Raw genomic sequence first — 25,732 nt, 5'->3', positions numbered from 1 at the left:
CCGCTTTTCGTTTGTGTGACAGATTTTTCATGGATTCCCGACCGGTTTTTCACCCGCGCAACGCCAGTCTGCCCACGGCCATAAAGCCAAAAACCGGCCGTCACACACTGGAGCGTTGCCTGCGATGAACAAACTGCCTCAAATCACCCTGGCCTTCTGGGTCATGAAAATCTGCGCGACGACCCTGGGGGAAACCGCGGGGGATTTGCTGTCGATGACCCTCAATGTCGGTTACGCCATCAGCTCGCTGATCCTGATCAGCGTGTTTGTCCTGACGCTGATCGCGCAACTGATGTCCAAGACTTACAAACCGCTGCTGTACTGGATCGTGATCCTGTCGACCAGCACCGCCGGCACCACCATGTCGGACTTCATGGACCGTACGCTGGAACTGGGTTACGCCACAGGTTCCATGATCCTGATCGCGATCCTGCTGGCGATTTTCGCGGCGTGGCGCCTGAGTGGCGACTCGCTCAACGTCACCAAGGTGCAGAGCTTTCGCGGCGAGATGTTCTACTGGATGGCGATTCTGTTCTCCAACACCCTGGGCACCGCGCTCGGCGATTACCTGGCGGACGACTCGGGCCTGGGCTTTGCCGGTGGCGCGCTGTTGATCGGCTCGGCGATTGGCGTAGTCGTGCTGCTCAAGTACTTCACGAAGATTTCGACGGTGGCGCTGTTCTGGGTGGCGTTCGTGCTGACCCGGCCCTTCGGCGCGACCTTGGGCGACCTGATGACCAAGTCCCATGAGAAGGGTGGGCTGGACTTTGGCACCATCGGTTCGTCGGCGGTGCTGGGGGGGATACTGCTGGTGATGATTGTCGGCGCGTCTTTTGCGCAGAAACGTTATGGAAAACCGGCGATTGCCGAGTCGGCATGAGACCGAGGTGACTCCAATCGCGAGCAGGCTCGCTCCCACATCGGATCGGCGTAAATCTGATCCTGTGGGAGCGAGCCTGCTCGCGATGAGGCCAGAACAGCCACCATTGCAGTGGCTGCATAAACCCGATCAGTCAGTGACGATGCGCGAGTGTTTCTGGGTGTCTTTCATGGTGATGTACACCAGCAGGGACACCGCGATGCACGCGGTCACGTACCAGTAATAACCGGTTTCCATGCCGATGCTCTTGAACCACAGCGCGATGTATTCGGCGGTGCCGCCGAAGATCGACACGGTCAGCGCGTACGGCAGGCCGACGCCCAGGGCGCGGATTTCGGTCGGGAACAGCTCGGCCTTCACCACGGCGTTGATCGAGGTGTAGCCGCTGACGATGATCAGCGCCGCCATGATCAGGAAGAACGCGCCCCACCAGGTCTGGATGGTGTGCAGGGTCATCAGGATCGGCACGGTGAAGATCGTCCCGAGCACGCCGAAGGCGATCAGGATCGGGCGACGACCGATTTTATCGGACAGGCCGCCGATGATCGGTTGCAGGCACATGAACAGGAACAGCGTGGCCGCCGAAATGGTGGTGGAGTCGGAGATGCTCATGCCGACGGTATTCACCAGGTATTTCTGCATGTAGGTGGTGTAGGTGTAGAACGCCAGCGTACCGCCCATGGTCAGGCCGACCACGGTGAGCAGTTCCTTCGGATGACGCAGCAAGGTGCGCATGGCGCTTTCCTTGGACTTTTCCTTCTTGGTGAACGACTCGGTTTCTTCCATGCCACGACGCAGGTACAGCGCGACGATTGCGCACAGCGCGCCGATGGCGAACGGAATACGCCAGCCCCACGCGTACAGCTCTTCGGTGGTCAGGAACTGTTGCAGCACGATCAGCACGCCCAGCGCGATGAGCTGGCCGGAAATCAAAGTCACGTACTGGAAGCTGGAGAAGAAGCCGCGGCGATCCCTGGTCGCCATCTCCGACAGGTAGGTCGCCGAGGTGCCGTATTCGCCGCCGACCGACAGGCCTTGCAGCAGACGGGCGAACACCAGCAGGATCGGCGCGCCGACACCGATGGTTTCATAACCCGGGCTCAGGGCGATGATCAGCGAGCCGAAGCACATCAGGTAAACCGAGGCCATCAGGGCTTTTTTGCGTCCGACCTTGTCGGCGTACAGGCCCATCAGCCAGCCACCGATCGGGCGCATCAGGAAGCCCACGGCGAAGATCGCGGCGGTGTTGAGCAGTTGGGCGGTGGTGTCGCCTTTGGGGAAGAAGGCTTTGGCGAAGTACAGCGAGAAGGCGGCATAGACGTACCAGTCGTACCACTCGACCATGTTGCCGACGGAACCGCTGAAGATCGACTTGATGCGACTGGCGGTGGTTCGTTCTTTGGCCGGCACGGCAGCCGACCCAAGGGGCAGGGTGTTGGAGTTATCCATTGAAGGATCCTTCATTTAATTGTTGTTGTGGAGCGCGTTGAAACGCAGCCTGCGAGGGCTATAGCAGGAGCTGTGCCAACGGGGAGAGGGCCGGTTTAGAGGGGGGAGGTGGATTTTTTGAGCGGAAATCCGCTCATTGTCGGTGGCGACTGAGCAGAAAGTTGCCGAGATTGCTGGCTTCGGCAACTCCTCGCATGATGAACATGGCTCAGTTGAAACCGCGTTGAGTCCGGGCGTGAAGATTCCTCAAGTTTGAAATGGTTGCGTTTGTCGCATTTGCCACGCTTTGGTAAGTATCCCCCGGTGCGTTCCCGAAGAATTTGCTGAGCATTCGATAGGTATGAATCGAGTCGCGGTTGGCGGTATCGAACGCCGTGTTCACTTCAGCCAATCCTCTTTCCAATACATCAATCAAAGCGGGTATGTACTGATTAAGCAGTTCGATTTTCTCTTGCAGCGCAGGAGTCATTCCGTCCTTGGCTCTTTCGATCTCGTACATGATTTCGACGGCGCCGACCAGGGTGCTCATAACGGCACCGATCTCCCCGGATAGCGGAGACTCATGGGCCTTCATTGCAATGGATATGAGCGGAGACGAGACTTCCTTGGTTGCCTTGAGCGCGTTGAGTTCGGTGGGAGCCATGACGCCCTCAAACGTTTTCTTGTATTTCATGTGAGCGTAGCCTGACAGCGAGACGGTTTTGTATTCGCCTTTGCGCACAATGCTTTCCGGATTCAGTTTTCTGGATTTGAGTATGACTGACGTCGATAGGCCCTGCTGTTCCGCAACATAGTCGAATGCCAGACCGGTCGTCGTCTTGGCTAACATCCCAAGAACGATGGCGAACGCGGTACCGACGGGGCCCGCGACCGCGCCCAATGCACCTGCCACTGCGCCTACGCCGATCCCGACCACGTAACTGGTCACTTGTTTTACGACGAAGGTGCCGGTGCGCTTGACGGCGTTACCGGTCAGCGCATTTTGCGACTGGAGATTGTCGAGTTGTGATTCAACGGCGCGGATCCGCAGGTCGGTGACCTCGAGAATTTTCATATGCCGGACAACCGCGTGTGAAAGCGCCTTGTTGGCTGAGAGGGCCTGTTGAGCCGCAGCGCTTTGCGCTTTCCTTGCATCGCGTTCTTGCGGCGTTTCGTGGAACAGGGAACGTCCCTGTCCATCGTTATCGATAAAACGGATGGGATTGTTGCCTGTGAATCCGTAAAGATTCGGCCCGTCGACCACCCCCGCCGGATCGCTGCTTATCCAGCGTTGCAGCCAAGGCGCGTAGTACCGCGCGCCATAGTAATACAGGCCGCTTTCATCCATTTCCTTGCCTGAATAGCGAACGAACTTGTAGGCCAGTTCGATTACCGAGCGTGTGGCCATCCATGCCGTTTCGCCAAACGAGTAAAAGCCTTCGTTGCTGATCAATTGCGCCAGGTGATCGAGCTCCATCAGGCACGAACCCAGGTGATCATCCAGCGTGAAGCGCAATTGATCCGGATCGACACCGGCGGGTGCACGCGCGACCCAGTGCAGGCAACGTACAGTGCCGACACCGATGTTCAGGGTGATGACATTGAGTTCTTCGCCATTGTCTTTGCACCGGACTTCCAGCCCCGGCAGGTAGTAAACATCGTGGTAGTGGCTGTTCGAGGCCGAGTAGGTCGCGTGGCGTTTGTAAACTCGCGAACCCTGACTGTAGCGATAGAACTCAGTGTCGTCGGGAGCCGAATCGCGATGTACCAGAGTGACGCACTCCAGTTGGTCGAAGGAATCCCATTGAAGGGGATTACCAGGTTGCAGGGCCAAGAGATTGCCATGACGGTCGAAGAGAGTGCCGAAATCGGGGGCAGGGTCGCCGCAGGCCCGGCGTACTCCCCGGTTGCTGCCGGGATCGATGGACATTTCGCGGGTATGGTTGTGGCCATCACGCACATGCCGGATCCGGTACAGATTGTCACCGGAGTCATAGGAATAGGTTTGAATGTAGTTACGCCGGTCTTTGGGATCGGTGGGGTGCGGTCGCCCCGGGTTGTCTTGAGGCGCCGCGTCATCGTAACCGCTGGCGCTGCGCAGTCTGTTCAGAGAGTCGTACTTGAATTCGCGCTGACCATCGACTCGTTGATTGGCGAAGTAATGTGGCGTGAACACATGATCGAGAATCCGGGTGATGTTACCCACCCGGTCATATTCATATCCGAAATCCTGCAGTGGCGGCAGCGCATTCACCCGAGCCGATTGACGCAGCAGACGCAGGCTGGCCGGATCATAAAACCAGCGTCGAGTCACGCCGTTGCCCGCCAATTGTTCAATGATGTGCCCGGCCGCGTCATATTTCGCATCCTGCAGGACTGCCTGCCAGCGAGTCTGTCCTTTGATCTGCAGCTGTACGTGATTGATCTGTCCAGCGATGTCGTAATTGAACAGTTGGCAGTGTCCGCCGCCGTCGGTCTGCTCCAGCACGCTGCCGTCTGGACTGTGGAGACGGCTGCTGGTGAACACCTTGCCATCAAAGTAAGTGCGGGTTTCGCGCAGTGATGTACCCAGCGTCGAGTAACTGTCGAAAATCAAATGCCCTGACGAATCCTTCCGTTGGATCAACTGGCCACGCAGGTTGAAACCTGTGTCGGCCGATGCGTCTGCGTAGACGCAGGTCTCAATATCGGGTTGGGTGTTATGCGCCACGGCCACCAGGCGAAGTTGATCGTCATAGGTACTTTGCCAGTGACTGCCGCGCTCGTCCCACTGCTGCAAGGGTTCACCCCCCGGACCTGGCAGACTCAGTCGCCAACCGGCGTCCACACTGTCGACTTTCAACGGCTCTGCGGCCAGATTGAGAACACTTGAGATATTGGCAAGGGCAAGACGCGGGTCACGCTGCTGCACCCTCTGGCCGGCCGCGTTATGTTGCTGTCGCGTGATCAGGGGCGTTACAGATTCATCGGCAACCGTACGCAGGTACGCGACCTGACGAATCACAAGGCCACGGCTGTCGTGGACTGACAGCGAGGGTGTGCACCAATGGGGGGAAGTATTCATGCCCTTGTGCCTCTCCCGCACGGCAGGACGTAGAGGCCTCAGTTTAGGCGTTACGCAGTACCGCGTAACCTGACAGATCTGACAGTGGAGCGCCCTTTAGACTTTGTGTTTCATTACGGTACAAACATCTCGCGGGTCAGCCCATGGCGCTGCATCTTTTCATTGAAGGTGCGACGCGGCAGTTGCAGTTCTTCCAGTACGGCTTTCACATCCCCCTTGTGCCGGGTCATTGCAGCCCGCAGGCACTGCGCTTCAAATGCCTCTTGCTGCGCCGCCAGCGATTGACCGGGATCTATGCCCTGCACCGGTTCATCCAGCCCCAACACCTGCCGTTCGGCCACGTTCGTCAACTCGCGAACATTACCCGGCCAGTCATGGCTGAGCAGGTGGCTCAACTGCGCACCACTGAGCGGCGGGAACGTCCGGCCCAAACGCTGGGCGGCGCTCTGGGCGAAGGATTCGAACAACAGCGGGATGTCTTCACGACGATCACGTAATGGCGGCAGGCGCAATTCGGCGACGTTCAGGCGATACGCCAGATCCTCGCGAAAACGCCCGGCCCGCGCTTCATCCAGCAAATCGGGTTTGGTCGCCGCGACGATCCGCAAGTCCACGCGAATGCTCTGGTTTGACCCCAGCCGTTCCAGTTTCTGTTCCTGCAACACCCGCAGCAGTTTCACCTGCTGGGCCAGCGGCATGCTTTCGATTTCATCAAGAAACAGCGTGCCGCCATCGGCGTATTCCAGCTTGCCGATGCGCTTGCCGGACGCCCCGGTGAACGCGCCGCTCTCGTGCCCGAACAACTCGGCTTCGAACAGTTGCTCGGGGATCGCCGCGCAGTTCAGGGCCACAAACGGCTTGTCGGCACGCGGGCCGAAGTCGTGCAGGCAGCGGGCGACCAGCTCCTTGCCGCTGCCGGTTTCGCCACGGATCAGCACATTGACCGGCAGCGTCGCCAGATCGAGTACCTGTCGGCGCAAGGTCTGCAAACCACGGGACACGCCGAGCAGCGTCGCGTCGAGTTTGGCGCGGTTGTCGGCCTGCTCGTGCAGTGCGCGGTTTTCCAGCACCAGCCGGCGCTTGTCCAGCGCCCGGCGCAGGCTGCCGAGCAGGGTCTCGGGGCTGAAGGGTTTTTCCAGAAAATCGTAAGCGCCGTCGCGCATCGCTTCGACCGCCATCGGCACATCGCCGTGGCCAGTCAGCAGAATCACCGGCAAATCGGGATCCCGGCGCTGCACTTCGGCCAGCAGTTCAAGACCGCTGAGGCCCGGCATGCGCACATCGCTGAGGATCACCCCGGCAAAGTGCCTGGGCAGCGCCGCCAGGCATTCCTCGGCACGGCTGAACAGCTGCACCTCGAACCCGGACAGGCTCAACCATTGTTCGACGGCATTGCGAATGCTGCTTTCGTCATCGACCACCATCACCGCGTTGAGCATCAGATGTGCGCCTCCAGATCGATCGGCAAGGTCAGGCTGAACACCGCGCCGTTGTCGCCATTCTCGGCGCACAGGCGCCCGCCGGATTCATGGACGATGGCGAACGATACTGCCAGCCCCAGACCCAGCCCGTCACCCACAGGTTTAGTGGTGAAGAACGGATCGAACACCTGACCCAGATGTTCTTCGGCGATGCCGCCGCCATTGTCGATAACGCTAAGGCGCCACAGTTGCTCGTCGGTTTCCAGGCGGATTTCCAGACGCTTGCAGGGCTTGCCCTGCATGGCATCGAGGGCATTGCGCAACAGGTTGATCAGCACCTGCTCCAGACGGATCGCATCGCCGCGCACCCAAGCCGGGCGCGTCAGGTGCAGCACCAGACTGACCTGTTCATCGCGCAGGCGCGCATCGAGCAATTGCAGGGCCTGATCGACCACCGTCGCCAAGTCCAGCCGTTCGCGCAAGCCGCTGGGGCTCTTGCGGGCGAAGGTTTTCAGGTGGCCGGTGAGGGCGGCCATGCGCGTGAGCATTTCATCCACCGGTTTGAGCGCCTTGTAGGCGTCGTCGACGCGACCGTGATCGAGCAGCAGCCTCAGAGTTGCAAGCTGCATGCGCTGGGCGGTCAGCGGCTGATTGATTTCGTGGGCCAGCGCGGCGGACATCTGCCCCAGTGCCGCGAGTTTTGCCGACTGCACCAGACCGTCCTGGGCGGTGCGCAAGTCGCGGGTGCGCTCCTCGACCAGTTGCTCAAGCTCCTCGCGGCTGCGCTGGCGCATCTTCGCCAGACGCCAGCGCTGGTTGAGGAACAGCAACAGGAACACCAGCGCCAGCCATACCCCGGCAGCGGCGAGCCCGGCATTGCGCTGGTCTTCAAAGGACAGTTGCGGGCGGCGCAGCAGATGCAAGGTCCAGCCTTCGGCGGTCAGCGGCAGTGATTCCCACAGGTAATCCGCCGTGCCCTGCGGGCCTTCGACGCGGCGCAGGTCACTGTTGTCGTCGAAACTGCGCAGCGCCAGGTGAGTCAGTGGCACCAGCGACTGTTTGTCGTATTGGCGGGTGGCCTTGATCTCGCGGTAATCGGCCGGGCTCAGCGGGTGCAGCAGGCGATAGCGCCAGCCGGGCTGGTTGGCGATGAAGATGATCCCGCGCGCATCGCTGACCAGCAGGGTGTCACTACCCTGGCTCCATTCGCGTTCGAGTTCGGGGAATTCGAGCTTGACCACCATCGCCCCGAGGAACTCGTCGTTATCGCCGAGCACTGCGCTGGACAGGAAGTAACCGGGAATCCCGCTGGTCACGCCGACCGCGTAGAAACGCCCGGTGCCCTGGGTGCGGGTCTGGCTGAAATAGGGGCGAAAGCCATAGTTGTGACCGACGTAACTGCTGGGCAGGCGCCAGTTGCTGGCGGCCACCGCGAGGCCGGTGCGGTCGAGCAGTTCAAGGGTCGAGGACTGTGCGGCGCCGTTGATCTTTTCCAGCTTCAGATTGAGCGCCGTTTGCTGTTCGGCGCTCACGGGACCGGCCAGCGCCGCGCGCAGCTGCGGGTCCAGTGCAAGCACGGCGGGCAGGGCGCGATAGCGGTCGATCAGGGTGTGCAGCGAGTTGGCATACAGCGCCAGTTGCTGATTGGCCCGGGCCGCGTCTTCTTCAAGCGCCTGACGCTCGGCGTGGCGGATCGCAAGCGTTGCAGCAAGGGCGGCACCGGCGATGATCAGCAGGGTGTACAACGACAGACGCAAGGTACGGGAAGTCGGCAGCATGCTGAGAAAACTGAGGGTGAAATGGGGTTGGCACCATACCACGAGGCGTCGTTCCACTGTGTCCTACACCGCGGTAATCCTCGCGGATCTGGAGTGCAGCACCGCCCGCAGATCCTTGAGTTCACCAATGCGTTTTTCAGTCTTCTGTCTGATGCGCTCCAGCGAGCGTCCCAGCAACTGTGTTTCTCCTGCCAGAGTTGCTCGTTCGATCAATCGTTGTGAGCTAACCTGCAGCAAATCCATCAGTCCAGTGATGTCTGAATCCAGAGCATCTTCTTGTTCTTGCGTAAGGTTTTGGCCAATGGCTTTGACCTCTTTAAGAATATCTTGTGTCCCTGGAATCGCCTTTATGCCCGGCCCTACATACGGGACCTTGCCCCCCAAGGCCCACCCAATGTCCTTTCCGGGTCTCGATATCCGGTGCCCCGTTCTGTTCAACGGTCAACGGGCGCAAATGATTGTCGTAGGTCGTGAGCCAGTGATTGCCCCGTGCATTCCAGCGCTGAAGTTCCTCTCCCGATTGACCCGGCAGTACCACGCTCATGCCGGCATCGACACTCTTGACTTTGAGTGGCTGGCTACTCAACGCAAAAACGGTCACCTGACTGGCAATGGACAGGCGCGGATCCTGCTTCTCGAGCAGATGCCCGGCTGTGTCGTGGCGCAGGCGGGTGATGAGTGTTTCCACAGGGGCATCGGCGATAGCGCGCAGATAAGCAACCTGGCGAACGGGCAAGCCTCTGCTGTCAGTCGCTATCACCGAAGGGGTGTGTCGATGGGCTTGGGTGTCCTTCATCGCCACTTGCCCATAGGTTTACCCTTGCGTGCCCGGTCTGGTCACCTGCCGGTTGTTATTTGTTCTGCTGTTTGTGTGCAGTTTGCCTTCCATAGGTCCTGAGCATTTGTTTTCTGTCATCGATAACGTACAAGGCTCTTTCAGTGAGTGCGTGCAGATTCTCGCGTCGGACAGACCTGGCTTTTTGAGTGCCGACTCTCCTTTGTGCCAGGTCGAGTACAAAATCGAGATCCGAGTTGTAGAACTCGTTGACCCCAAGCTCGCTGAAGGCTGTCTGGCCGGCGTTGGATACGCCGAGAATGTTTTCACGCAATGCGTCGAGCGCATTCAGCTCGGCTTCGATTTCCTGTGAAAACATGCCTTCTTCGGCCCTGCTCCCCTGTTCTGCCACTTTACCAAGCTCTATAAGTTCTCCTAATCCGTAGAGTTGTGATCCCCCGGTGGCGGAGATGGCATTGACCGAGGCTTCGATGGCGTCCTTTGGCTCAAAGGATCTGATGTCCATGAACGCATCGAGGGGACCACTTTCTAATCCTCTCGCCTGGTTCGAGATTGCATCAGCGGATATATCGGTTTTGCGGGGTATCAAAGGGTTGGAAACGTCCTGGAAGGCTGAAAAAGCCAAATCGACCACTTTAGCGGAGTGTTCAGCAGTGAAGTTGCCAATGGTCAGCCCCTTGACTTCACTCACCATTGACGAAAAAGGATCTCCTCCTGCTAATTTTTCCACTGCACTAAAAAGATCGTTTGTGGAGAACCAACTGGCAACGACTTTGGCGACTTGTACGAGAAATTTTGCAACTATGACGGTACGCAACCGTCTCCGACTCGAAAGGTTGTCAATCTGTCGTTCGAGGATATCCATTTCACTGTTGGCAACACTCAGGAATTTCATCGAGTAGGCAGCTTGAGCTTTCAGCTCTGCCCGCGTCCTGGTCTGTCCGCCAGTGTCGACGTACGTCATCGGGTTGTTCCCGACAAACGCATACCGGTTCAGCCCGTCCTCATCACCCACCGGGTCAGAGCTGGCCCAGCGTCCCAGCCAAGGCGCGTAATACCGCGCTCCATAATAATAAAGCCCGCTGCAATCCATCTCCTTGCCCGAGTAGCGGATGAACTTGTAATCCGCCTCCACGAGTTTGTCTGCGACCATCCACGCGGTTCCGCCCAATGCAAAATAGCCTTCCTGGTTGATTAGCCGCGCCTGTTGATCGAGCTTGGTCACGCTTGAACCCAGATGATCCGTCAGGGAATAACGCATCTGATCCGCATCGATGCCGGGCGGTTTGCCAGCGACCCAATGCAGGCAGGTCACTTCGCCGACGCCCGTGCTTACAGAAATCCGGTGCAGTTCTTCACCCGAACTCTTGCTTCGGATTTCCAGATTGTCCACATAGTGCACCTCCTCGACATGGCTGACCTTGCGGGTGTGGGTCTCGTATCGTTTGTAGACCCTGGTGCCCTGGCTGTATTGATACATTTCCTGGTCAGGCGGACCGCTGGCATGTTCCGCCAGGGTCAGTGACGCCAGTTGATTGCGGCTGTTCCACTGCATGGGCTGACCCCGCTGCAGGGCGAGCAGATTGCCGGCGGGGTCGAACCATTCGGGAAAGATCGGTTCCGGATCGCCCGTTTTCCAGCGCACACCGCGGTTGCTGTCCGGGTCGATGAACATCTCGAAGGTATGGGTACTGCCGTCGCGGACATGGGTGAGCAGGGTGAGGTTTTTGCCTTTGTCGTATTCGAAGGTCTCGACATAGTTGCGCCGGTCCCGTGGGTCGGTTGGCTGAGGCCGGCCCGGGTTGTCCCTGGGCGGGGCGTCGCTGTACCCGGTGGCGCGGATCAGCTGATAAGTCGTGTCATAGTCAAACGTGCGCTGGCCGTCGACCCGCTGGTTGCGGAAAAACGTCGGTGTATAGGTGTGGTCAACAATGCGGGTGGTGTTGCCCACCCGGTCGTATTCATACCCGAAATCCTGAATCGCCGGCTCTGAAGCCTTTTGCGCGTACTGTCGCAGCAGGCGTCCGTCGGCGTCCCGGTAACACCAGCGGTTGGTCACGTCGTTGCCGAGCTGTTGTCTGGTGATCTGGCCGGCGGCGTTGTAATCCGCACCTTTCAAAACCGGCTTGAAGGCTTGTCCGTTGAGTTGCAGTTGTACCTGGACGAGTTGCCCGGCGATGTCGTAGGTCGACTGTTGTAGGTGCCCGCCGGCGTCAGTGGTTTGCAACAGTGCGCCGACGGCGCTGAAGACCCGACGGCTGGTGCAGGTTTTGCCGTCCTTGAAGGTGCGGGTTTCTTCCAGCGTCTGCCCGTGCACGCCGAAGCTGTCGAGGTCGAGCGTGCCCGATGGATCGCTCAGTGCTGTCGTTTGCCCGCGCAGATTGAGCGTCGGGTCGGCCGATGCGTCGAGGTAGCGAAAGGTTTCAAAGTTCGCTGCACCGTTTTCTGTGACGGCCAGCAGACGCAGTAGTGGGTCGTAGGTCATTTCCCGGTGATTGTCGTTGGCATCCCAATGGTGCAGAAGTTGACCGCCGGGACCTGGCAGCACAGTGTCGTTGCCAGCGTCGACGTTATGAGTTTTGACCGCCATGCCGTCCAGCCTGTGAACCATGGTGCTATTGGGCGTGGGCAGACGCGGATCGCGCAGCGCAACCAGTCGGCCGGCAACGTCATAGTGCTGTCGGGCAATGAGCGCCTGCACATCCTCGCCGGCCACCCTGCGCAGGTAGTCGACCTGTCTGATGGCCTCGCCGCGCGGGCCGATGACGGCCAGCGATGGCGTGTGCCAATGCACACTGGCGTTCATGGCTTGACCTTCTTCGCCGGTGTGTCGTCGGTGTCGTTGAAGTCATAGCTGAGCTTGAACCATGGGTGCAGGATATCGAACGCCAGATAGCCGAGGGCATTGATGGTCTTGATCGGCCGCCCTAGGGCGTCGTAGAACATCCGGTCGTGGTAGCCGTGCTCACGCATCGCGCTGTCATTGATGTAGCGATGGGTGTTGAGGAAATAGGGGCGGTAAACGCGGATGGTTTCGCCTTTGTGGTTGTATTCCACACGACCTTGTACGCGCCAGCGTTGAACGGCCGGCATTTCGAGCGGCCTGCCATCGGCGCCCGTCTCGAGGTTGTCCTCATGCGTGGCCACGAAGGCATCGCCCGGCGGGACGAGTTGTTTGCTTTGCAATTCGCGGCCGAAGCCGTCGATGTAAGCGATGACCATCTGAATCAATTGCAGCGGGTCGGTGTGGTAGCGGTCGGCAACCAGATTGAGACTGTGCACCGGTTGCCGCTTGGCCGTGCGGATGATCTCGAACAGTGTCTGTTCGCTGGCTGTGCACTTTTCCCGCTGGTTCAGCCAGCGCAGGGCCGAGGCGCGAATGTGGCCGTCAGGCAGGATCAGCCCTTTGGCGATCCATTCGTTTCTTTTGAGCGGCAGCGTTCCGGGCGGTAGCAATGGCATCCAGCTGTGCAGTTCCGTACGCACCACACTGGCGGCGGATGCCAGCACTTCTTTTGGATGGGCGAGGGCGTACTCGACGCTCAGATCTGTCTGCTCGGGGTACTCCGCCAATGGTTGGAAGCCGGCCGGTTTGCCGTCTTCCGTACCATGAAAACTGTGCGCCATGGGCTGGCCGCCTGGCTCGTAAAGCACTTCATGGATGTTGTCGTTGGCGTCCGTGATGCTCAGGGGCTGGAGCGTGTGAAGGTCATGACTGATTGTCGTCGTGCAGCCATCCGGCAGGGTAATGGCAATGGTCAGCAGGTGGTTTTCGTCCCGGGTGATGTGCGTCACGCCATGGCTGGCGGTCTGTTGCACATCGGTGACGTGGTAAAAACCGTTGGCGCCGGTGTAGGTGAAAAATCCGCTGTCGGCTGACCACAGGTTTTCCAGGTCGTCCTCTACCGGGTCATCGGGGAAAAACACATTCATGGGCCTGTATCCGATCGTCTGCAATTCTGTGCGAATGGCAAATGGCGGCGGGATGTTGTCGTATGCCGACAATGCCTTCTTGTCGAATACGGCCTGTTCCGTCGGCCCGGCCAGCGGCGGGAAATGGAGCTTGCCGCCGGCCTCCAGATACGTTTGCTGCGAGAGCGAAGTCAGTTCACGGGCGGCTGTCCACTGGGCGCTGTCCATATGTCGCGTGAAGCTTTCAAAACTGATGTCCTCCGGGCGCAGTCCGCCCGGCAGCGTACCCTTGGGCAGCTTCAGCGCGTTGCTGCGCTGGCGCCAGGGCAAGCCGAGCAGCCAATGGCCGTCTTCAGTCAAATGCTTGAACCCGGCACGGCTTTCCGTCAGATAGAAACACTGCTGTTGCTCATCGTGGCTATCCATCCAGGCTTGCCGTTGATCCTCCTGGTCGAAGGGCGGTTCGTCGGTCTCGGTGCGGCGACGCGCGCAGGCAACAGTGAAACCGTGAGTCAACAGGCCGTACTCGTCCCACTCCATATTGACCACATGCTGGCAGAGCGGGTCGTCCATGACGCGCTCGTATTGATGGCTACGGGTTTCCTGTTCAAGCACCAGCAGGCTCGAAGGTTTGTCCAGGACTTGCCGGACCCGATAGCGATGTTCGGTCAGGGAAAACAACCGCGTGGGCTCGGGGTCGTCAGCCTGGGACACTTCGCTGCGCAGTAGTCGGCCGCTGAGGGCATAGGCAACTTCATTTTCGTCGACCGGGTAGGGCTTGCGGGTCACCTCAGTGCCTTCGACGGCGTCGAAACGCGAATACACGGTGGCGCCCAAGGGGAGGGCGTCCGGATCCAGCTCGCAGATGTTCTTGAGGGACATGTCAATGCATTGGCCGGTATGAAACCAGTGCGTCACGCGCATCGGCGCCGTGTGGCCGCTCTCGGCCTTGCCCGGTTCCAGTTCGCTGTCGATCTGACAGACCCGGCCGAAGCCGCGAAATTCACGTTCCCTACCGTCGTAGTAACCCTCGAAATACTCGAATTGCTGACTCAGCTGATTGCCGGTGATTTCGTCCAGTTGTTGCAAGCAGCGGAGCACCGTCTGCGGAAACGGCAACCGGCACACCGGACGTCTGCGCGCCATCAACTCCAGGCGTTTCTCGTCCAGCCAGAATTGCGCACTGCTGCGATGTTGCAGCGTAGCGCTGTAGCCAATGTTGTTGTTGCAACCGGTGAGCAGGTATGGCCTTGCATTGACGAAGTGATACACCCAGTGCTGCGGTTTCATGTGCGGCTTGGTAAACAGCAGGCTGGCGCAGCCAATGCCTTGCAGATCGGCGAAGGTCACCTGGCAGAGGTTGTCGTAGCGCACGCCCCTGGGCCACTGGACGACTTCCGGGACTTGCGCAAAGGCGTTGCCACCGTAATTCCAGTAGATCTCGAAGTGATCGGAACAGAGCTTGATCAACGCAGGCGCGCCGGAACCGTCGAGATCGGCGAAACGAATGTGATCGGCATTGAAGTGCTTGTATTCGAAAGGCAGAGCGCTGATTTCGACACCCTTGCCGAATCTGCCATGACCCAGATTGGCCCACGCTTCGATCTTGTCGTGGCGAACCCTGCACAGTCCCGAGCGGTCGCTGGCGTGCAGGTTGGCGAACATCACCAGTTCGGTGAGGGCTGGGCCGAACAGCGGCAAGCAATCCGGGGTCGGGGTATGCGGTACATCCTTGCCGGGCGCGAATCCTTTTTCCCGCACATTGGCGTACACCCGTACGCTGTTCGGGCCGATCAGCGCAATGTCGTCCAGACCGGCGCCGCTCAAGTCGCCCATCTGGGCCAGTTGATGGAAATATTCCACGGGGAACTGGCTGAACGGTTTGAACAATGACCAGCTGCCATCCGGGTCGAGCGTGTAATACCCACTGCCACCGGGCTGGGCAACGATCCAGTCCAGACGGCCGTCACCGGTGAGATCGGTAAGAATCTGCACCACCTGTTTGCTGCTGTCGGCATTCGGGATCAGCGGCAGCAGGGTCCAGGGGCCGTAGACGATTTCGTCTGTGCCTGGCATGCCGCGCAAGGGGTCGCGGTAGTACCAGCCACCGTCGTACCGGCAGAGAAAACCGGGCAGGCCTTCGCCGTAAAGATCGACGCAATGGTAAGGCTGACCGTCATTGAGGCCTGGCATCGTGTCGAGTGCCAGAAAGGCCTGGGGAAATGGATTGGGCTTGAACAGTTCATAGAAGTACTCCAGCGGGGGAAAGTGTTTGATATGCCCCTGCGCGTCGTAATTCATGTAGTGCGCGGCGCTCAGGTGGTTATAGAGCAGCGCCGTGGCCTGGTGCTCCAGCAACAGGCGATTGACCAGCACCTTCTCCGGGCCCGTGTTGTTGAACAACAGGAACTGCCTGCACAACCGTCGGCTACCGACCTCGAAGCCATAGCGATGCATGCGATAAGGGTCTGAGCGCAGTGGCCAGGCGTTTTCGTCCGGTGCCTTGAACGGCGGAACCGCATCGAGCCCGGTGTCACGTTCTCCGTAGTCCACGATCAGCCGGAACAGCCACTCCAGATCCTGCGGTTGCGCGTGGTCCAGGCACAGCAGGTCGGCACTGGCGGTCTTGTTGCAGTAGCAGACCTGCCGCAGGTAACGCTGGGCCCGATAATCAAAGCGTGGGTCAATTTCGTTGTCGTCGCGCTTGTACTCGAAAAAGATGTTTTCTCCCACTGCATTGCGGATTTCCACCAGCAGCCACGCGGCGATGTGGCCCGGGATTTCAGGATCGCAGATGCACGAATCCGGCGTGATGCCATAGCACTGTTGCGAGCCGTCGGCACGCGCGATTATCCAGAAGGGGTTGCCATCGTCAGGTGTCCAGAGTTCGTAGCGGTCGAACGTACTTTCCAGGCGAGGAATGTAGCGAACCACCGAAAACTCTCTGGCCCTCCTCCCAATACCGAGGGTGCGTCGGGTCGACAGGATCTTGTCGTCAGCCGTCAGTTCGGGTCGCAGATCCGTGCCGTCGGCCTGCATGATGTCGGCGTCTTCATATTTCGGTACGCCTTTGCTGGTCTTGCGCGAGATGGCCGCCAGCGGCAGATCCCAGCCGAGGCCGCACGTCCCGTTGCCCGCATTGCCGTCGTAGACCAGTTGCAACTCGGGATTGAGGCTGCGCGCGTCCAGGGTCGGCAACGGCAGCGTGTAAGACCGTTGCCCCGTGACACCGATCTCCCCCCAACTGCGTCCGTTGGTGGCAATGGACGCAGTCCTGGCGATGGAGGGAGGAGTGACGAGCGCATCTGCATCAGGGACCATGGCAGCGCAACCTGTAAACGTCGAGGTTCCACGCTAACAGAGGGCATCGGGCGTGACACCTGTCAGATCTGACAGGTGCCGACTGACGGCAGGCAAAAAAAACGGGCGGTCATTGCTGACCGCCCGTTTTTTCCGAAGCCGATGAAGCGCTTACTGCACTTCAACCGCCAGGCTTTCGCTGATCTTCTGCTGCCAGATCGCAGGACCGGTGATGTGTACCGACTCACCTTTGCTGTCCACCGCAACGGTGACCGGCATGTCCTTGACCTCGAACTCGTAGATCGCTTCCATGCCCAGCTCGGCGAACGCCAGAACCCTGGACTTCTTGATCGCTTGCGCCACCAGGTAAGCGGCACCGCCGACGGCCATCAGGTACACGGCCTTGTTGTCCTTGATCGCGTCGATCGCGGTCGGGCCGCGCTCGGACTTGCCGATCATGCCCAGCAGACCGGTTTGCTCAAGGATCTGACGGGTGAACTTGTCCATCCGCGTGGCGGTGGTTGGGCCGGCAGGGCCCACCACTTCGTCACCGACCGGATCAACCGGGCCGACGTAGTAGATGAAGCGACCCTTGAGGTCCACCGGCAGGGTTTCGCCCTTGTTCAGCATCTCGACCATGCGCTTGTGCGCGGCGTCGCGACCGGTGAGCATCTTGCCGTTGAGCAGGACGGTTTCGCCCGGCTTCCAGCTCTGCACGTCTTCCGGGGTCAGGGTGTCAAGGTTGACGCGGCGGGCCGACGGGCCGGCTTCCCAGACGATTTCCGGATAGGCGTCCAGCGGTGGCGCTTCCAGCGAGGCCGGGCCGGAACCGTCGAGCACGAAGTGCGCGTGACGGGTGGCGGCGCAGTTCGGGATCATGCACACCGGCAGCGAGGCGGCGTGGGTCGGGTAGTCCATGATCTTCACGTCGAGCACGGTGGTCAGGCCACCGAGGCCCTGGGCGCCGATGCCCAGCTGGTTGACCTTCTCGAACAGCTCCAGACGCATTTCTTCGATGCGGTTCTGCGGGCCACGGGCTTTCAGCTCGTGAATGTCGATGGATTCCATCAACACTTCCTTGGCCATGACAGCGGCTTTCTCGGCAGTGCCGCCGATGCCGATGCCCAGCATGCCCGGCGGGCACCAGCCGGCGCCCATGGTCGGAACGGTCTTGAGTACCCAGTCGACGATCGAGTCGGACGGGTTGAGCATGGCCATTTTCGACTTGTTCTCGGAACCGCCGCCCTTGGCCGCCACGTCCACTTCCACGGTGTTGCCCGGGACGATGGAGTAGTGAATCACGGCAGGGGTGTTGTCCTTGGTGTTTTTGCGAGCGCCCGCCGGGTCGGCGAGGATCGAGGCACGCAGGACGTTTTCCGGCAGGTTGTAGGCGCGACGCACGCCTTCGTTGATCATGTCGTCCAGGCCCATGGTGGCGCCATCCCAGCGCACGTCCATGCCGACACGCACGAACACGGTAACGATACCGGTGTCCTGGCAGATCGGGCGGTGGCCGGTGGCGCACATGCGCGAGTTGATCAGGATCTGCGCCATCGAGTCACGCGCCGCTGGCGATTCTTCGCGCAGGTAGGCTTCGTGCATCGCCTGGATGAAATCCACGGGGTGGTAATAGGAAATGAACTGCAGGGCGTCGGCAACGCTCTGAATCAGGTCGTCTTGCTTGATCACGGTCATGAGTCGCGCTCCTCTAAAAGACGGGAACATTCAATAAGGTGCCTGCGGCTTGGGTGCATCGGTCGGTCGCAAGCACCTTTCAAGGCACGCCGGGGCTGCTGGCGCGACGCTAAAAAGGCGCGGCAGTATACCGCGCCTCGGTGGCGGGCACATCTGCCGGGAGTCATTCGTTGGTCGCATGGCTGCAGGTTTTTGACGCCAAATACCCGGCCCGAAAATCAATGGTCATTTATCGCCTGCGCCACTAAAGTGGCAGCCGGTCTGTAGGGTAGGACACTCGGTCAGCCTCTTATCGCACGGTGAGTCAACGATTGACCCATAACGCCATTCAACGTCTTTTGCTCAAACGCTTCGCCCTCGCTGCAGCCACCTACGGATTGGCTTTGCTGCTGCTGTGGCTGGCGTATTTCACCGGTCACTACAACGATTCGCTGGCCGGCGTCGCCATCGGCAGTGCGCTGGTGGTGATCAGCCAGGCGATCCTGTTCGCCCTGTTCTTTTCCGGCTGCAACCTGCGCTTCTCCGACCCGAGCCTGACCGAAGCCCAAGTGCTGCTGGGCCTTGGCTGGCAGACGTGGCTGATTGCTCATCTGGAGGAGGCTCGGGGCGAGTTTCTGGTTTTCTATGTGCTGGTCCTGCTGTTCGGCCTGTTCCATCTGTCACAGCGGGCGTTCGTACGCTGCGCGATGCTGGTGTTCTTCAGCTTCTGCGCCATCACGCTGTGGGACGGTTACCACTTCCGTCTGCACGATCCGGCGCTTTCCGCGTTGCAGGCCTGCATCCTGCTGATCGTGCTGGCCTGGCTGGTGATCTATGCGCGTTTCGTCCAGACCTCGCGCCAACGCATGCGTCAGCGCCGGTTCGCCCTGCAGGCGCATCAGGACACCCTGCGCGGGATGATGCGCCAACTCGAAGACCTTGTTGCCACCGACGAGCTGACCGGGCTGTTCAACCGCCGGCATTTCCTGCGCCTGGCCACCCGCGAGTTGAATGCGATGGAGCCCGACGTGGTGCACGGTCTGGCGCTGATCGACCTCGACCACTTCAAGCGCATCAACGATATCCATGGCCACGCTGCCGGCGACCAGGTGTTGCAGGCGTTCGCCGGGGTAGCCGGGGCCTGCCTGCGCGACGGCGATGTGCTGGCGCGTTATGGTGGTGAAGAATTCGTGGTGCTGCTGCCCGATTGCAACGCTGAAAGCCTGACCGCCTGTTGCGAACGCCTGCGCATCGCCTTCACCGACGTTGAACTGGTGGGCCTGAATGTGAAAAACCTGAGCCTGTCCGCCGGCATGACCTTGCTGGAACTGGGCGACGATCTGGACGACGCCTTGCAGCGTGCCGATCAGGCGCTGTACCGGGCCAAGCGTGACGGGCGTAACCGTTGCGCGGCGGCATGGGAGAACGTCGATGCCTGAACTGCGAGTGGGTGAACGACAGTGGTCGGTGGCGTCGGGCAGCAACCTGCTCGATGCCCTCAATCAGAACGGCGTGGCGGTGCCTTATAGCTGTCGCGCCGGCAGTTGCCATGCGTGTCTGGTGCAATGCGTGCAGGGTTTGCCCGCCGACAGTCGCCCCGATGCCCTGAGCGCCGAACAGCGTGATCAGGGCTGGCGGCTGGCATGCCAGTGTCAGGTGATCGACGATTTGCAGGTGCACACCTTCGATCCCGTCACCGATGGTCGCCCGGCCACGGTCGAGGCGCTGGACTGGCTCGGCGACAGCGTGTTGCGTCTGCGCCTGACACCCCAGCGGCCGTTGCGCTACAGCGCCGGTCAGCATCTGGTGCTGTGGGCCGGCCACATTGCGCGGCCGTATTCGCTGGCGAGTCTGCCGGAAGAAGACCGCTTTCTTGAATTCCACCTCGATTGCCGCCAGCCCGGCGAATTCAGCGATGCGGCGCGACGCTTGCAGATCGGCGATCCGATCCGCCTCGGCGAACTGCGCGGCGGCGCGCTGCATTACGACCCGGACTGGCACGACCGGCCGCTGTGGCTGCTGGCCGCCGGCACCGGGCTCGGCCCGTTGTTCGGCGTGTTGCGTGAGGCCTTGCGTCACGATCATCGGGGCGCCATCCGCGTCATTCACCTGGCCCATGATGCCGCCGGGCATTACCTGGCCAAACCCCTTGAAGCACTCGCTGCGCAGCGGGAAAACCTCAGCGTCGAGCTGTGGACGGCGGCCGAGTTGCCGGGCGCTTTGGCGCAACTGCGCCTTGTTTCCCGGCAAACCCTGGCCTTAGTCTGCGGCTCGACGGCCAGCGTCGACGCGTTTGCCAAGCGTCTGTTCCTGGCCGGACTGCCGCGCAACCAACTGCTGGCCGATGTCTTCCTGAGCCGTGGTTGAGCGCTGATTCTTCAGACGCGAGACACACCATGACCGATGCCATCCTGCTGCACCGCGAACGCGGTTTGCTGACCCTGCGCCTCAACCGCCCGGACAAGAAAAACGCCCTGACCCGCGCCATGTACAGCCAGTTGGCCGAAGCGCTCAAGCAAGCCAATCACGATCCCGAAATCAACGCCGTGCTGATCACCGGCAGCGCCGAGTGCTTCACCGCCGGCAACGACATCGCCGACTTCATCCAACAACCGCCGAGCGACCTCGACAGCCCGGTGTTTCACTTCATGCTCAACTTGCTTGAATGCTGTAAACCGGTGATCGCCGCCGTGGCCGGGGCGGCGGTGGGGATCGGCACGACGCTGCTGTTGCATTGCGATCTGGTGTACGTGGCGCGGGATGCACGGTTACGCATGCCGTTCGTCAATCTAGGGTTGTGCCCCGAGTTTGGCTCCAGCCTGATCCTGCCGCGCTTGCTCGGGCAGGCCAAAGCCTCGGAGTTGCTGCTGCTCGGTGAAGGCTTCACGGGTGAGCAAGCCGCGCAATGGGGGATCGCCACCGAGGCGCTGGGCAGCGGCGAAGCCGCATTGACCAAGGCGCGGGAGATGGCGCTGCGGTTTGACGAGTTGCCGGCCGAGGCGGTGCGCATCAGCAAGCAATTGATGCGCGCGCCGGATCGCGAGTTGATTCGCAAAGTGATCGAGGAGGAGGGCGCGCTGTTCACCCAGCGGCTGCGCTCGCCGGAGGCGCTGGCGGCGTTGACGGGGTTCATCAAACGGCATTGAGATATCCGCCGACCGCTCCGCGCATCGATCGCCCCCGCACTCCGCGCATCGACCGCGGCCACACTGCGCGCACGGACCGCCGCCGCACTCCGCGCACCGATCGTTCCCACGCTCCGCGTGGGAATGCAGCCCGGGACGCTCCGCGTCCCATGCCGAAGCGGACGCGGAGCGCCCATTGAGGCATTCCCACGCAGAGCGTGGGAACGATCAACGTAGTAACGATCAACACTCCTGAAATGAAAAAGCCCCGCCATTCAAATGGCGGGGCTTTTCGTTTTCAGCGACCGGTCATTCAGACCTGCGGATCGCCTACGTGCAGGATCTTCATGCCGTTGGTGCCGCCGGTGGTGTGGTAGCTGTCGCCCTTGGTCAGGATGACCCAGTCGCCTTTCTCCACTACGCCGCGCTTGACCAGTTCGTCGATGGCTTTCTGGCTGACTTCGTTCGGGGCCAGCGAAGCCGGGTCGAACGGTACGGTGTACACGCCACGGAACATCGCCGCGCGGGCCTGGGCTTCGCGGTGCGGGGTGAAGCAGTAGATCGGCACCGACGAACGGATACGCGACATGATCAGCGGGGTGTAGCCGCTTTCGGTCAGTGCGATGATCGCCTTGACGCCCGGGAAGTGGTTGGCGGTGTACATGGTCGCCAGCGCGATGCTTTCGTCGCAGCGCTCGAATTCCTTGCCGATACGGTGGCTGGAGGTCTTGCTGGTCGGGTGCTTTTCAGCGCCGACACAGATGCGCGCCATCGCCTGCACGGCTTCCAGCGGGTAAGCGCCGGCAGCGGACTCGGCAGACAGCATCACGGCGTCGGTGTAGTCGAGCACGGCGTTGGCCACGTCGGACACTTCGGCGCGGGTCGGCATCGGGTTCTGGATCATCGACTCCATCATCTGGGTCGCCACGATCACCGCCTTGTTGTGGCGGCGTGCGTGCAGAATGATTTTCTTCTGGATGCCCACCAGCTCGGCGTCGCCGATTTCCACACCGAGGTCACCACGGGCAACCATCACCGCGTCGGAAGCCTTGATCAGACCGTCGAGGGTTTCGTCGTCGGCCACGGCTTCGGCGCGTTCGATCTTCGCCACCAGCCAGGCGGTGCCGCCGGCTTCGTCGCGCAGTTGACGGGCGTAGTTCATGTCGGCGGCGTCACGCGGGAAGGACACGGCGAGGTAGTCGACTTCCATTTCAGCGGCGAGCTTGATGTCGGCCTTGTCTTTTTCAGTCAGGGCCGGCGCGGTCAGGCCGCCACCGCGACGGTTGATGCCTTTGTGGTCGGACAGCGGACCGCCGATGGTCACGACGCAGTTCAGCTCGGTGGCGGTGGCGGTTTCAACGCGCATGACCACGCGGCCGTCATCGAGCAGCAGCTCGTCGCCCACGCCGCAGTCCTTGACCAGGTCCGGGTAGTCGATGCCGACCACTTGCTGGTTGCCTTCGGTCAGCGGATGGCTGGTGGAGAAGGTGAACTTGTCACCGATCTTCAGCTCGATGCGCTTGTTGGCGAATTTGGCGATACGGATTTTCGGGCCTTGCAGGTCACCCAGCAGGGCGACGAAGCGACCGTGCTTGGCCGCGAGGTCACGCACCAGCTTCGCGCGAGCCTTGTGCTCGTCGGGGGTGCCGTGGGAGAAGTTCAGACGGGCGACGTCCAGGCCAGCCAGAATCAGCTGTTCGAGAACTTCCGGCGAGTTACTGGCCGGGCCAAGGGTAGCGACGATTTTGGTACGACGGACGGACATGCAAAGACTCCTCAGGTTCAAGCGCCAGCGAAGGCTACTATGCTCGAAGGGTGTAGTCATTGTTCGTTTGCACTACTTATTGGTTTCTTTATTGAAACGAACATTTTTGAACATTCGGCCGGCGTAGGCCTACCGCTCGTCGAGACTGTTATTTCTATCAGGTGGCGTGGTTTTTACGGCGCGATATAAAAAGCTGAACCTCGCCAATGGTTGGCGAGCCTCCGAGGCAAATGATATGACCAGTGAAAACGATACTCAGATTCAAAATGAGCCTCCCCGTGTTCTGGAGCCATTGGACGGGTCTGCTCCCGGAGTGTTTTTTATCGTGCGAGGAACTGGTACACCAGGGAATGTGGCGGTTTGCTACAGCACGAAAGACCCAATGAATCCGATTTTTGGGCAGTCAATTAGCGACACTGGCCAGTGGCAAAACCACATTGACCTTCGTAAATTTGGTTTCTATATGGTCGAAAAGACCAGGGATGGCACTGTTGTTTCCCCACGCTCGGAGGTTGTGAACATCAATTTGGAATGAGACGGCAGCTCGATTGGGAGGAAAAGGGGCCTCGACACAACAGCGTGCATTGAAGATTTTCGGCGTTAGGTCGATACAGTGCACAAGACAGGAGAACCTCCCATGCGATTGTTGCCCATTGCCGCCCTTGCCCTCAGCGTCCTCGCCGCTTCGGGCTGCACCCGTTGGTCGATGAACCATCATTTGAACAACGCCTACAGCGCCTATGACCGGGGCAATTGCGAGCAGGTGATGCTTGAACTGTCCAAGGTCGAACGCGCCAGCCGCGCCCGCCCTTATGTGTGGCCGGAAGTGTCGATGATGCGCGGCCAGTGCCTCGAACGGCAGAAAATGTTCGTCGATGCGGCGCAGACCTATCAGTTCATCATCGCCTCGTACCCCAACAGCGAATACGCCTACCGCGCCCGCGCGCGTCTGGAAACCCTGCAGAGCCTGGGTCACTACCCGACTCGCAGCGCCGCCGCCGTGGTACGTCCAACCCGCTTCTGATGGCGGTTGTCATACAAAAGCTGGCTGCTTGTATAGGGTGAGCTATAGTCGAATGACACCGGTACAAATCGATATCTGTACCGGCGCAACACCTGCGACTGGCATGTGAAGTACGTGGCAAGCGCCACACCGGGAGCGGGGAGAGCGGGCCTGAAGGACGGGTTCGTTCCGAAGCACAGTGCGGCCCGGGCATCGGGCCCTGCATGGCGATACGTTCATGTTTACCGACCGTCGAATCGAACGGCACCAGTTGCCGTATTTTCTGCGAGTGTTCAACAGCGTCACCGATAAACCCGTCGGTTTTCTGGGCAACGTCTCTGAAGACGGTTTGATGCTTATCAGCCAGTTGCCGATGATGATCGGTGCGCAGTTCAATCTGCGCCTGAAAATTCCCCTGGGGCAAGGCAGCCAGCAGGTCATCGACCTGACGGCGTGCTGCCTTTGGTGCCACGAAGACGCGACCCCTCAACATTACGACGCCGGCTTCAGCCTGTTTCGGACACCGCCGGAATACGGGCAATTGATCGAGGCGTTGAAGCAATACTTCAGCTTTCAGCCGTTGCCGGCTTCTGCCTGACTCAAAACCTTCAAAAGCATCGTCGGAACGCCGCCCGGAGCAAGCCCGCTCCCACAAGGACAGCGCTGATCCCTGTGGGAGCGGGCTTGCCCGCGAAGGCGCCAGTACTGACACCGTCTATTTGACGGCTGGCTAGCCGATAGCAATCGCCCGCTCGTTATCCAGCGTCCTCTCCGCCAGCAACAACCCCATCTCACTCAACTGATAGATCGCCATCGCCAGATGCCGCGGCTTGTCGTCCAGGCTGTCGGCCAGGTCCAGCAACAGAATGCTCACCGAGGAAAAGGTCTCGTAGGTCTGGATGGCAATCGCCTCGGGGTTGATATCCGGGTCGACCTTGAACATCTGCATGCCGCGATCCACGGAATTGCGCGACTTTTCAGGTTTGGGGTTGAGGTAGAAGTCGAGGGCCTTGTGGGCCGCGTCGTGGAGTTTCTTTGAATCGACTGAAGCGTAGGGGGAGACCGGATCGGGTTGATCGGTCGGGTCCGTTGGATCGGTGTTCAGCGGTGGATTTGGTGTCGGTTTTTTCATTTCGCAATTCCTGTTTTAGAGCCACCACCCGATCGCGACTAAGCAAAAGGGTGGTGGCTGTGAGCAGGTTAGTCGACCGGAGGAATCGCGAAAACCGGTGCGCCCGAGAGCGCCCTGCACACAGCCACCATCGAGTGCGGGGATAGGGAATACCCGACTTGATGACGCTTATGCACCTTCGCGATACCTCTCGGGCGACTAAACCCGGCCGCTGATTGGCAGCGACGGGGATCAAGTTACGGGGCAACGCCAAGGCGCACAAGCCGGCGGATTCTGAGGGATTTGTAGGCAATGGCACAAGGCATCGTAGCCCGTTGTTACGACTTGCAGGACGCTGTCTGACTGGGTTGTGGGAAGAGTTACCGTTTGTCGGGACTGTCAACTCTGACAGGTCTTTTTTTTCTACCCAAGGATTAAAAGAGCGGAACAGATACCTGCATAGTGCAGATCAAAA

17 protein-coding genes are annotated in these 25,732 nt (G+C 60.2%); 7 read left to right on the top strand and 10 right to left on the bottom strand.

Going from position 1 to position 25,732, the window contains the following annotated elements; translation table 11 throughout:
- The first annotated feature begins 124 nt into the window (after window positions 1–124).
- Complete coding sequence (locus L6D74_RS21795) at window positions 125–880, top strand: COG4705 family protein (protein ID WP_236190337.1); 756 nt, start codon at window positions 125–127, stop codon at window positions 878–880.
- Between the two features lie 129 nt (window positions 881–1,009).
- Here L6D74_RS21795 and L6D74_RS21790 read toward each other — a convergent pair whose 3' ends face one another.
- From L6D74_RS21790 to L6D74_RS21755, 8 genes are all read right to left on the bottom strand, one after another.
- A complete protein-coding gene (locus L6D74_RS21790; protein WP_064599063.1) occupies window positions 1,010–2,329 on the bottom strand; it encodes an MFS transporter in 1,320 nt (439 codons plus the stop codon).
- Between the two features lie 208 nt (window positions 2,330–2,537).
- Window positions 2,538–5,372 carry an RHS repeat-associated core domain-containing protein gene (locus L6D74_RS21785; protein WP_236190335.1) on the bottom strand — a complete coding sequence of 945 codons (2,835 nt, stop codon included), beginning with the start codon at window positions 5,370–5,372 and terminating at the stop codon, window positions 2,538–2,540.
- A 113-nt stretch (window positions 5,373–5,485) separates the two neighbouring features.
- Window positions 5,486–6,811 carry a sigma-54-dependent transcriptional regulator gene (locus L6D74_RS21780; RefSeq protein ID WP_236190334.1) on the bottom strand — a complete coding sequence of 442 codons (1,326 nt, stop codon included), beginning with the start codon at window positions 6,809–6,811 and terminating at the stop codon, window positions 5,486–5,488.
- Window positions 6,811–8,571, bottom strand: coding sequence for an ATP-binding protein (locus L6D74_RS21775; protein WP_085647281.1), 1,761 nt, complete (start codon window positions 8,569–8,571; stop codon window positions 6,811–6,813). Before L6D74_RS21775 ends, L6D74_RS21780 begins: the two co-directional genes overlap by 1 nt.
- Window positions 8,572–8,887: 316 nt before the next feature.
- Window positions 8,888–9,367 (bottom strand): hypothetical protein, encoded by a 480-nt coding sequence (locus tag L6D74_RS21770; protein ID WP_236190332.1) that lies wholly within the window; start codon window positions 9,365–9,367, stop codon window positions 8,888–8,890.
- A 55-nt stretch (window positions 9,368–9,422) separates the two neighbouring features.
- On the bottom strand, window positions 9,423–12,173 hold the full coding sequence (locus tag L6D74_RS21765) for an RHS repeat-associated core domain-containing protein (protein ID WP_236190331.1): 2,751 nt from the start codon (window positions 12,171–12,173) through the stop codon (window positions 9,423–9,425).
- Window positions 12,170–16,600: a SpvB/TcaC N-terminal domain-containing protein gene (locus L6D74_RS21760; protein ID WP_236190329.1), complete on the bottom strand. Its 4,431-nt coding sequence runs from the start codon at window positions 16,598–16,600 to the stop codon at window positions 12,170–12,172. Before L6D74_RS21760 ends, L6D74_RS21765 begins: the two co-directional genes overlap by 4 nt.
- A 150-nt stretch (window positions 16,601–16,750) precedes the next feature.
- Complete coding sequence (locus L6D74_RS21755) at window positions 16,751–18,274, bottom strand: fumarate hydratase (RefSeq protein WP_236190327.1); 1,524 nt, start codon at window positions 18,272–18,274, stop codon at window positions 16,751–16,753.
- A 311-nt stretch (window positions 18,275–18,585) separates the two neighbouring features.
- Between L6D74_RS21755 and L6D74_RS21750 the strand changes: the two genes are divergently transcribed.
- The 3 genes from L6D74_RS21750 to L6D74_RS21740 are packed head-to-tail and all read left to right on the top strand — an operon-like array spanning window position 18,586 to window position 21,399.
- Complete coding sequence (locus L6D74_RS21750; protein WP_236190326.1) at window positions 18,586–19,692, top strand: GGDEF domain-containing protein; 1,107 nt, start codon at window positions 18,586–18,588, stop codon at window positions 19,690–19,692.
- The gene (locus L6D74_RS21745) at window positions 19,685–20,620 is read left to right on the top strand and encodes an iron-sulfur-binding ferredoxin reductase (protein WP_236190323.1); all 936 of its coding nucleotides are present in this window, start codon (window positions 19,685–19,687) and stop codon (window positions 20,618–20,620) included. The genes L6D74_RS21750 and L6D74_RS21745 overlap by 8 nt, the downstream gene beginning before the upstream one ends.
- Window positions 20,621–20,649: 29 nt before the next feature.
- The gene (locus tag L6D74_RS21740; RefSeq protein ID WP_236190321.1) at window positions 20,650–21,399 is read left to right on the top strand and encodes an enoyl-CoA hydratase-related protein; all 750 of its coding nucleotides are present in this window, start codon (window positions 20,650–20,652) and stop codon (window positions 21,397–21,399) included.
- A gap of 292 nt (window positions 21,400–21,691) precedes the next feature.
- Here L6D74_RS21740 and pyk read toward each other — a convergent pair whose 3' ends face one another.
- On the bottom strand, window positions 21,692–23,143 hold the full coding sequence (pyk, locus tag L6D74_RS21735; RefSeq protein WP_085697206.1) for a pyruvate kinase: 1,452 nt from the start codon (window positions 23,141–23,143) through the stop codon (window positions 21,692–21,694).
- Between the two features lie 235 nt (window positions 23,144–23,378).
- Between pyk and L6D74_RS21730 the strand changes: the two genes are divergently transcribed.
- The 3 genes from L6D74_RS21730 (at window position 23,379) to L6D74_RS21720 (ending at window position 24,744) form a co-directional block, all read left to right on the top strand.
- Window positions 23,379–23,678, top strand: coding sequence for a hypothetical protein (locus L6D74_RS21730; RefSeq protein WP_236190319.1), 300 nt, complete (start codon window positions 23,379–23,381; stop codon window positions 23,676–23,678).
- A 102-nt stretch (window positions 23,679–23,780) separates the two neighbouring features.
- Window positions 23,781–24,167, top strand: a complete 387-nt coding sequence (locus L6D74_RS21725) for a tetratricopeptide repeat protein (RefSeq protein WP_166225833.1) — start codon at window positions 23,781–23,783, stop codon at window positions 24,165–24,167.
- Window positions 24,168–24,384: 217 nt separating this feature from the next.
- Window positions 24,385–24,744 carry a PilZ domain-containing protein gene (locus L6D74_RS21720; RefSeq protein WP_236190316.1) on the top strand — a complete coding sequence of 120 codons (360 nt, stop codon included), beginning with the start codon at window positions 24,385–24,387 and terminating at the stop codon, window positions 24,742–24,744.
- A 132-nt stretch (window positions 24,745–24,876) separates the two neighbouring features.
- Here the strand turns inward: L6D74_RS21720 and L6D74_RS21715 are convergent, their stop codons facing one another.
- Window positions 24,877–25,278, bottom strand: coding sequence for a DUF6124 family protein (locus L6D74_RS21715; protein ID WP_236190314.1), 402 nt, complete (start codon window positions 25,276–25,278; stop codon window positions 24,877–24,879).
- Between the last annotated feature and the right edge of the window lie 454 nt (window positions 25,279–25,732).

This window comes from Pseudomonas pharyngis (genome assembly GCF_021602345.1).
Classification (GTDB): Bacteria; Pseudomonadota; Gammaproteobacteria; order Pseudomonadales; family Pseudomonadaceae; genus Aquipseudomonas; species Aquipseudomonas pharyngis.
This window is presented reverse-complemented; position numbering and strand designations above follow the sequence as displayed.